Source organism: Azospirillum brasilense (genome assembly GCF_003349955.1).
Classification (GTDB): Bacteria; Pseudomonadota; Alphaproteobacteria; order Azospirillales; family Azospirillaceae; genus Azospirillum; species Azospirillum brasilense_B.
The window spans coordinates 1-9,326 of sequence record NZ_QLKQ01000139.1; the positions used below are offsets into that span (position 1 = coordinate 1).

The window sequence follows — 9,326 nt, forward strand, 5'->3', positions numbered from 1 at the left end:
GCGCTTCGGCGGGCCGGTTCCCCACAGCTCCTACACCACGTTCAGGGACGTGACCACGAAAGCTGGCGCTTCAAAAACCGCGCCTGACCTGGGCGACAAGTCCGCACCAGCTCAACGGGGTCCCTTTTCCGCGCCGATCCAGGGTCCCAATCTCAAGCCGATTGACACAGAAGCACGCGGACGCGCAGAATCCCAAGAGCGCCGATTCATCGCGCGATCCTTGTTCCGCCGATGCCTCCACCCCAAGCGACCAGTCCCGCAACCCGCCCTGGATCGGGACCGGCATCTACATCGGTCTGCGGCGCGGGCAGGAGCGGACTGCATCGTGACGATGGCGGTTCTCGACGTCCAGGCTGAGTCCGCCGGCGAGGCGACCACGCTTCAGGTCCCTGCTGGTGACCAGCTCGTCCCGGCTGAACCGGACGCGGTGCAGTGGTGCATTACCTTCTGGCGAAGCATGCAGGACCGGCTCCGCCGGCAGGCTCGGGAGCTGGAGCGCGAAGCCGAGCGACGGGACGGCATCGCGGCGAACCTGAACGTCTGGGTCGCCTGCGACTTCCCCTGGGTGCACGGCGCCCGAAATGCCGCTCGCCTCGACGCGATCACCTATCAGCGCGAGGGCAAAAGCGGCGACCTCCACCGTACCGTCATCGACGAGAAAGGCGAAATCGGGGCGCCGGCTGGGGAGGCGCGGAGCCCGCTCCAGATCCTGCGGGCGGCTCACCGAATCGATGGCGTGCTCGCTGCGGCCGGCGACCTTTTCGCCGCGCACTTCGCCGCCGCACATTTCGAACTCGGGAAGGGAACGGACTACAGCCAAGTCAGGGGCACCGCCGCGGCGTCCAGTGGCGAGAATCTCCCCGGCACAGAGGCGGAAGAGGCCCGGCATTGGATCTTCGCCGCGATGGAAGCGCTGGGCGGCGGCGCCTCCCCGATGGCGATGGCGGTGTGGTCGGTGGTAGGGGCGCAGACCGCGCTCGACAGGTTCGCGACCTCTCGTCACTTCCGGATGCCCGGCGGCCAGCGCTGGCTTTCGGTAGAGGAGGCGGAGGGTGTCCTACGCCAGGGGCTGGCCGCGCTCGCTGCTTATCTCGCGGCACCGACGGTCGAGCACCAGCACCGCCGCCGTGGGCTGAAGGTCCGGGTGGCCGGGTCGATGGAACTGTCCTTCCTGGTCGGCAGCCGCCGGTTCAAGTTGGTGGCGACCTATGATCCTGCCCTGAAGGCGTGGGTGGGGAACAGGATGGCGCCGCGGAAGCTCCGTGAAGGTGAGAAGCCCCCCACGGAGTTCCGGCACTGGTCGGTGAAGGGAGGCATCGGTCTTGCCGGCGTAGCGCTGGTGGTAGTAGCCGATGGCGAAGCGCCCCTGGTCCTCGATGCGCAGTGACCGCGGGAAGGAGGCGCCGAGGCCGCCGAGGATCTCGCCGATCTCGCCCTCGAACCAGCCGCCCAGCCGGGCCTTGTCGCCCTTGCGCAGCACCGCCAGATGATGGGTGCTGTGCGCAGCAGCATGGGGAAGACGCTGGCCGGGGTGGCCGAGGCGGCGCCGAAATAGCGGTCCCGGATGCTGGCGTTGACCTTGCCCAGGGCGGCCCGCTGGGTGTTCTCCAGCACGGCGAACAACCGGCCCAGCCGGTAGCCCGCATTCGCCTCGTCGCGGTTCAGGCTCACGGGAAGTTCCTCCTCCTTCTTCGATCCCAGGCGGGAGTCGCGGTTCAGACAGGCTTTGCAGATGGCCGCCTTGGCGCCGGTGATCTCGTCGCCGGCCCGGATGCGGGTGATGACCGCCGCCAGCAGGCTGCGCGGGTAGCGGCCGCCGGTGAGGACGGCGCGCATCACCTCGCCGCCCAGCAGCGGGGCGACGTTGTCGGATTTGCCCATCAGGGCGGTTTCGCGCAGCAGCGCCCAGACCGACGGCGCGGTGCGCCAGGGATCGGGCTTGATCTCAAGATCGCGCCAATGCCGGCCGATGTGCTCGGCGATGGCGCCGAAGCTGTCCTCCAGCCAGAAGCGCACCGACAGGCGGGCGATGTTGGGGGACAGGCCGAGGATGAAGAAGCGCGTCCGCTCGTCCAGCATCGGGTCGATCTCGCGCACCGGCCGTCCCTGGCTCACGGGAGTAAGGACGTCCTTGATGCGCTGGGCCTCCTCAGTGTCATCGGGGCGCGGCGGATCGAGGAGGTCGGAGAACAGCGCCTCGGCCTTCTGGGCCGCCTCCTCGCCGCCCGAGGTGTCGGCCCAGAAGGCGACCGTGGCGTCGCCGACCTGCAGGCGGTTGCCGCTTCCCTCCTTCAGCAGGGTGTTCAGCGCCGTTCCGTAGCCGAAAGTGACCGCGTCGGACACCGGGGCGTTGAGGCCGTCGCTCTTGGCGTAGGAGGTGAAGGCATTGCTGTTGAACGACACGATGCGGGCGCCGCCGACCTGCGCGCCCCACACGCCCTTGATGAGCGGGTGGAGGGCGGTGACCGGCCCCCATTCCCCGGTGACAAGGCAGAAGCCCTCGTCACCCTTCTTTGCGGCAAGCTCCTTCTCCCACAGGCGCCGGGCGGCCGGGCGGTCGTGCAGGAAACGCGGCTGGCCCACGGCGTTCCGGTCGCCGTCCAGCATGAACACCATGTACTGATCGAGCATGGCGTCGTTGAACAGCGGGGCCCGGAAGGCATCCGGCGTCCAGTGCGTGAGGAAGTTCCGCAGCGCGACCAGCCCCTCGTCGTTCGAACCGTCGATGGCGGCGAGATGGCGCTCCTTGAAGGCGGCGAAATAGGCTGGAGACTCCGCGCGGGCGCCCGTGGCCTTGTCGGCCCCCACCCCGAACAGGAAGCGGGTGTGGTCGCAGAGGAAATAGGGCGGCGGCTTGGTCCCGGACCGTCCGAAGAACTGGGGGAACATCAACGGACGGGGCTTCGGCTTCTTGCCCGACAGGACGCGCAGGTCCGTCACCTCGACCGGCTCGCCGCCGGGCGACAGGACTACGGCGTAGGAGATCCGCTCCATCGAAAAGCCGAACGGCGGCACGTCCCCCCACTCCGCCAAGTGGTCGTAATAGCCGTTCAGAGCGGCGAACAGGGTCATGACCGCACCTCGACCGACTCCGGCGGCGGCACGGCGACCACGCCGTCGCGCAGGGCCGCGTGGAAGAACAGCGGCGTGCAGTGCGCCGTGCAGCAATGCTGGTTGCCGACCCGGCTGTCCCGGTCGTGCCGCATGTCCAGCAGCATCCAGCCGAGATCGCGGTTCCGCTGGTCGTCGGGCAGGGCGGACGGCGGAAGGTCGCCGTCCAGCAGGGCGAAATGGGCCGGAAACTCCCGCGTGCCGAAGCAGGGCTGGTGGAAGCACTGCCCCTGCCCGGCGCGGCGGTTGAACATCGAGAGATGCTTGGCCGGCGTGTCCTCCGCCCCGGCGCGGTCGGTCAGATCGAAATGGGCCTCGATGACGTAGGCCACGTCGACCAGCACGGTCGCCGCCCGCTGTTGCCGGTTCTCCGCGGCGTCCATGCGCAGGTCGTGCACGGCTCCGGCCTTCATCGCCGCGTGGACGAAGCTCTTCGGGACGAGCCCCGACACCTCGTTCCGGCGGATCGACTGGAAACGGATGGGTTTCAGCACATGGATGGCGTCGATCACCCAGCGCATGGCCGGCTTCCAGTGGATCGCCTCCAATATTCCCCGCGCGGCCGAGGGCGTCATGATGTCGTAGGACATGCGCTCGACCTTCATTTCCGGGCGCGTGAAGCACGCCCGCTCCCCCCAGACGTGGAGTTCGACGCCGTAGGTCATGACGCTCCTCAGAAGATGCCGGTTTCGATCTTGCGGAAGGTTGGGTCCTCCCAATCCAGCCCGACGTCGGGGCGGTAGAGGTCGCCGTTGACCAGGCGGACGAACTGTTCGCCAAGCTCGCCCTTCCGGACACACTCGGCCGCTCCGGCAGCGATCAGCGTGTTGCGGGCGCTGCGTGGGATCTGCACCAGATAAGGCTGCAGAGCCCGCGCGATGCCGCCCGTCTTCTCCGCCGGAACATAATCCAGGTCCCGCAGCAGGCGCGGCACGGCGTCCGGATCGTCGGCGGGCCGGTAGGGCACGATCACCGGAACCAGGGGCGATTCGATGATGCGGAACGCCTTGGCGATGTCGGCGAAGGGATAGTCCTGGCCCCGCTGATACAGGCGCAGCGCCTCCAGGATGTCCTTGATCGGCTCCGCCCCCTCGCCGACCAGGGCGGCGTCCAACTCCTCCCGCCCGCGCTGCCAGTAGAGGCGCTGGAAATAGGCGCGGATGGTGTCGAGGGCGAGCGGGTCGTCGTGGGTGCGCAGGATGCTGGCGGCGACCTCGGCGAACTGGCTCAGCTCCGGCGGCGGTTTGCGGTTCTCGCTCTCGGGGCTGCTGAAGACGAAGACCCGGCCCAGTTCCGGCAGGCCATCTTTGCGCAGCTCGCCGTTGCGGTTGCAGCGGCCCGCCGCCTGGGCGATGGAATCGAGCCCGGCCAAGGCCCGGTAGACGGTGGGGAACGAGAAATCCACCCCGGCCTCGACCAGGGAGGTGGCGACCAGACGCACCGGCGCTCCGTCCTTCAGGTCCTTGCGGATCGCGGCCAGTTCCGCCCGGCGATGGGCCGCGCACAGGCAGGTGGACAAATGGCGGGTGCTTTCGGGATCGTTCAGCCCGTTGGCGACCTGACGCAGCAGATCGCGCGCGTGCCGCCGGTTGTTGACGATGCACAGGACCTGACGCTCCGCCCGCAGGCGCTCCGCCAGTTCCTCGTCGCCGAGCGGTTCCCTGATGCGCTCGACCGTCACCCGCTTCAGCCGCCGGTACAGCCCCTGAGGGTCGGGCGCCAGTTCCCGAACTCTCTCCAGCCCGCCCTTGAAGCCGGAGTCCACGGTTACCGCCGGCTGGGTGGCGGTGCAGAGAACCACCGAGGTGCGATAGCCGCGCGCCAGTTCCCGCAGGGCCTCCAGGCAGGGCAGCAGATATTTCAGGGGAAGGGTCTGCGCCTCGTCGAGGATCACCACCGATCCAGCGATGGCGTGCAGCTTGCGGCAGGGGGAGGTGCGGTTGGAGAACAGGCATTCGAAGAACTGCACAGCCGTGGTGACGACGATGGGCCGGTCCCAATTCTCGGCGGCTCGGCGCAGCTTCGCGATGCCGTCGGGTCCCTCCTCCTCCGGATCGTCCGCGGCGCGTCTCCCCTTGTCCGGCCCCGGGCCGAAATCGAAGCCGCTGTGGTGTTCCAGGACGGCGGCGCGGTCGCCCAGCGCCGTTCGGAAGACGTCGGCGGTCTGCTCGACGATGGAGGTGAAGGGAATGACGTAGATGACCCGGCGCAGATTGTGCCGCTCCGCGTGGTCCAGCGCGAAAGCCAGCGAGGCCAGCGTCTTGCCGCCGCCGGTCGGCACGGTGAGGGAGAACAGGCCGGGCGCCTGCTCCGAACCGGCCCTGGCCGCCGCCAGCACCTCCGCCCGCAGGGCGTTGACCGGCCCGCTCTCCCCTTCGAATTGAGACAGGTGGCGGTCGAGCCGCCCGCGCAAATCCCCGATGGTCAGCGGGCAGCCGCGATCGACCTCCTCCTTCCGGAGTTCGGCGTAGAAGCGCTCCGTTTCCAGCCGGTCGGCATCGATCAGGCAGGAGAACAGCATCCGGATCAGGAAGGGGAGGGAAAAGCTGTGAGAGAATCCTTCCGACAGGACGGGAGCGGACGGGTTGGCGCTGGCCGGCGCCACATCCTGTTCCGGTGCCAGGCGGTGCGGACGGCACCCTGCCAGCCGATCGTTCAGAGAGGACAGGCCGCCGCCGGGCACGCGCCCATTGGCGAGGCCGGCATGATGCCACGCGATCCCGAAGGCCATCATGCGCCCGAGAACCGGGCCATAACGTTCGACTGCGATCACTGCGCCGGCGGTGGAGTGATCGACGCCGGGCCCCAGCCCGCGGATGTAGGCTTGAAAGTCCGGGTTCGCCTTGCCCGCGTCGTGCAGGGCGCCCATGGCCTCGGCCATGGCTCCGCCGCCGAACGGTGCCGCCAACCGCGCGGCTTTGGCAGCCACGGCCTTCAAATGGTCAACCAGGGGCTCCCAGGCATTTTCGCTTTGGCCGGGAACGGAATGCGCATGCACTTCTTTCGCCATTTTGGCCCGCTGATGGCGCCTGTCGGTTTATGAAGGAATGATAAATCAATTATAAGAAGATTTTCCAGTAAGTTTTTCCCTCATGGAGCGGACTCCGCCTGTGGTCGGTTTACGGACGAAAACTCACCGCGATCTGCCCTCGGGAGGCGATGGTGCTCATGACTTTTCCGAGGGTGAGTGGACGGCGGTCCAAACCGCCGGCAGTTCGGCTTGTCCCATATGCTAATCTCAGGTTGCTGCGATCGAGCGCTGGAGGGGGCGATCGTCGCCGCCGATGTTGCGGACCGGGGTTCGCTTGGCGTCATACAGCGTCACCGAACCGCAAGAGGTGACCGGAACCGGACTCGTGCCGACACGGTCCGCCGCATTGAACATGTGGGTGCCAAACCGGTTCTGGACCTCGGCGGTGCTTTGGTCTTTTAATCGGCGCGAACCGGAAGCGGGCACAAATCCCCCGGAGGGTTCGCACATGATTTTCATCAATGACTTGTGCGGTTCCGAAGCGAAAATGGCCGCACCTCCGGCCGCTCCCGATGGAGGTGCGCGCCGGTTGGGGGATTGTGAGTTCTTGGACAAGTCCATAAAGTTGAGGGGTCGCCTTCCGTGCGGGGGCGTGGATTGAAACGTCGCACCAGACGCGCCAATCCGCATCCCACCGCACGTCGCCTTCCGTGCGGGGGCGTGGATTGAAACTGCTGTTGCGTGTGTCCGCTGCACTCGGAAAGCGTCGCCTTCCGTGCGGGGGCGTGGATTGAAACGCCGAACAGGCCCCGGCCGGAGCATCCACGCAGGTCGCCTTCCGTGCGGGGGCGTGGATTGAAACATCTACCTTATCGCGGCCTACATCGCTCCAGAATGTCGCCTTCCGTGCGGGGGCGTGGATTGAAACGCCACGTGCGGTGCCGGCCCGGTGCGGGGCCTGCACGTCGCCTTCCGTGCGGGGGCGTGGATTGAAACTTTGGGTGCCGCCGACCCATGACGGGCGATCCCCTGTCGCCTTCCGTGCGGGGGCGTGGATTGAAACATCTCGGCCTTGGGGGACGCAACCAGCTACGACGCGTCGCCTTCCGTGCGGGGGCGTGGATTGAAACGTTGGAAAGCGGTTGGCCTGATGATGGCTCCGGCAGTCGCCTTCCGTGCGGGGGCGTGGATTGAAACGCCACGTGCGGGGACGGCCCGGTGCGGGGCCTGCGTCGCCTTCCGTGCGGGGGCGTGGATTGAAACAGCGTCAGTCTGGTACGCCTGAACCTCGTAGGTTGTCGCCTTCCGTGCGGGGGCGTGGATTGAAACTATGCCCTCCGGTCCTGATGGACCGAGGCAATCGTCGCCTTCCGTGCGGGGGCGTGGATTGAAACATCTGGCTGTAGGCCGTGAACAGGGCGTGGAAGTCGCCTTCCGTGCGGGGGCGTGGATTGAAACCTCCAGAACGCCAAGACCAACGGCATCCAGGCGGTCGCCTTCCGTGCGGGGGCGTGGATTGAAACGCTTCTGGAACACGACGAACAGCGGCTCGTGTGTGTCGCCTTCCGTGCGGGGGCGTGGATTGAAACAGGCTGTCCAACGGCCACAGGTCGGTGTCGTAGGTCGCCTTCCGTGCGGGGGCGTGGATTGAAACGCCTCTGCGATCTCCGCGCACCTCTCCCTCTCGTGTCGCCTTCCGTGCGGGGGCGTGGATTGAAACGCCACGGCGACGGAAGAGCCATGCTCGCGGTACAGTCGCCTTCCGTGCGGGGGCGTGGATTGAAACACCATCACAGCTTGGTTCCGCTCATGAGCCATTGGTCGCCTTCCGTGCGGGGGCGTGGATTGAAACGCCACCATCGCGCGGGACACCAGATGGGACGAGGGTCGCCTTCCGTGCGGGGGCGTGGATTGAAACTGCCGCCACCGCGCCGCCCTGCAAGTGATCGAAGTCGCCTTCCGTGCGGGGGCGTGGATTGAAACGGTGCAGCCACCCACGCAGGGCGCGCCGCAACACCCCGTCGCCTTCCGTGCGGGGGCGTGGATTGAAACACCGCCGGCACGAACGCCCGACAGACGGGCGGGTCGCCTTCCGTGCGGGGGCGTGGATTGAAACGCCCAGACGGCCGCCGCGATGATGCCGCCGGCCAGGTCGCCTTCCGTGCGGGGGCGTGGATTGAAACTGCATCTGCACCAGCGCTTGCGGGCTGATGCTGGTCGCCTTCCGTGCGGGGGCGTGGATTGAAACCGGGCGGCACCCTCTACCTGTCCCGGCTCCGCGGTCGCCTTCCGTGCGGGGGCGTGGATTGAAACACCTTGCCGACCATCTCGGCGGCCCTGTCGTTGTCGCCTTCCGTGCGGGGGCGTGGATTGAAACCCGCATGACCGCGATGGCGTCGGCTTGGGTTTCGATCGTCGCCTTCCGTGCGGGGGCGTGGATTGAAACAACGTCGGCAACGCTCGGAACCGGTGACACGGCGTCGCCTTCCGTGCGGGGGCGTGGATTGAAACCCTTTCCTCGACCGACATCCGAGCGACGGCATCGGTCGCCTTCCGTGCGGGGGCGTGGATTGAAACGAGTTCGGGGATGCGCTCAACGAGGTTGGTCAACGTCGCCTTCCGTGCGGGGGCGTGGATTGAAACACCTGTGGCTCTGCCTGCGACGCCGACCTCGCCAGTCGCCTTCCGTGCGGGGGCGTGGATTGAAACCGACTGCGTGCCTTGCTGTGGTGCCGGCGCTGAGGTCGCCTTCCGTGCGGGGGCGTGGATTGAAACAAGCGCACAGCGATATACAGCGCAAAGAAGCCGAGTCGCCTTCCGTGCGGGGGCGTGGATTGAAACGGCGGTCTCAGCCTCCTCGGCAAGCCGGGCGGCCGTCGCCTTCCGTGCGGGGGCGTGGATTGAAACGGCCTCGACCGCCTCTTTCCGCACCGTGGTATGTCGCCTTCCGTGCGGGGGCGTGGATTGAAACACCTCGATCCCCAGCGACTTCAGCAGCGCGGCGCGTCGCCTTCCGTGCGGGGGCGTGGATTGAAACTTGGCCCCGTGTACATCGACCATTGGCTTTACGTCGCCTTCCGTGCGGGGGCGTGGATTGAAACGTCGTCACCCCGCGCTCGGGATACTGATCATGCGCGTCGCCTTCCGTGCGGGGGCGTGGATTGAAACCTCCCGAGAGTGGGTCTGGCCGGTCACGTCCCTGAACGTGGTGTAGGAGCTGTGGGGAACCGGCCCGCCGAAGCGC

At 67.4% G+C, this 9,326-nt stretch carries 4 protein-coding genes, 1 pseudogene and 1 CRISPR repeat array; of the genes and pseudogenes, 1 reads left to right on the forward strand and 4 read right to left on the reverse strand.

Annotated elements, in window-relative coordinates; all coding sequences use genetic code 11:
- Positions 1–325 precede the first annotated feature (325 nt).
- Complete coding sequence (locus DXK32_RS33740) at positions 326–1,387, forward strand: hypothetical protein (RefSeq protein WP_432612372.1); 1,062 nt, start codon at positions 326–328, stop codon at positions 1,385–1,387.
- 3 nt (positions 1,388–1,390) lie between these two features.
- Here DXK32_RS33740 and cas8c read toward each other — a convergent pair.
- From cas8c to DXK32_RS32490, 4 genes and pseudogenes are all read right to left on the reverse strand, one after another.
- Positions 1,391–3,072, reverse strand: a pseudogene (gene cas8c / locus DXK32_RS31265) (type I-C CRISPR-associated protein Cas8c/Csd1); the annotation flags it as partial.
- On the reverse strand, positions 3,069–3,776 hold the full coding sequence (gene cas5c / locus DXK32_RS31270; RefSeq protein ID WP_114862062.1) for a type I-C CRISPR-associated protein Cas5c: 708 nt from the start codon (positions 3,774–3,776) through the stop codon (positions 3,069–3,071). The pseudogene cas8c and the gene cas5c, both read right to left, overlap by 4 nt.
- A gap of 8 nt (positions 3,777–3,784) precedes the next feature.
- A complete protein-coding gene (locus DXK32_RS31275) occupies positions 3,785–6,121 on the reverse strand; it encodes a CRISPR-associated endonuclease Cas3'' (RefSeq protein ID WP_114862063.1) in 2,337 nt (778 codons plus the stop codon).
- Between the two features lie 228 nt (positions 6,122–6,349).
- Positions 6,350–6,601 (reverse strand): hypothetical protein, encoded by a 252-nt coding sequence (locus DXK32_RS32490; RefSeq protein ID WP_162801434.1) that lies wholly within the window; start codon positions 6,599–6,601, stop codon positions 6,350–6,352.
- 113 nt (positions 6,602–6,714) lie between these two features.
- Positions 6,715–9,250: direct repeats of the CRISPR family, unit length 32 nt; unit sequence GTCGCCTTCCGTGCGGGGGCGTGGATTGAAAC.
- The last annotated feature ends 76 nt before the right edge of the window (positions 9,251–9,326 follow it).

Excerpts from the sequence above, each read along its gene's own strand:
- cas5c (WP_114862062.1), bottom strand. The coding sequence starts at position 3,776 with ATGACCTACGGCGTCGAACTCCACGTCTGGGGGGAGCGGGCGTGCTTC.
- DXK32_RS31275 (WP_114862063.1), bottom strand. The coding sequence starts at position 6,121 with ATGGCGAAAGAAGTGCATGCGCATTCCGTTCCCGGCCAAAGCGAAAAT.
- DXK32_RS32490 (WP_162801434.1), bottom strand. The coding sequence starts at position 6,601 with ATGAAAATCATGTGCGAACCCTCCGGGGGATTTGTGCCCGCTTCCGGT.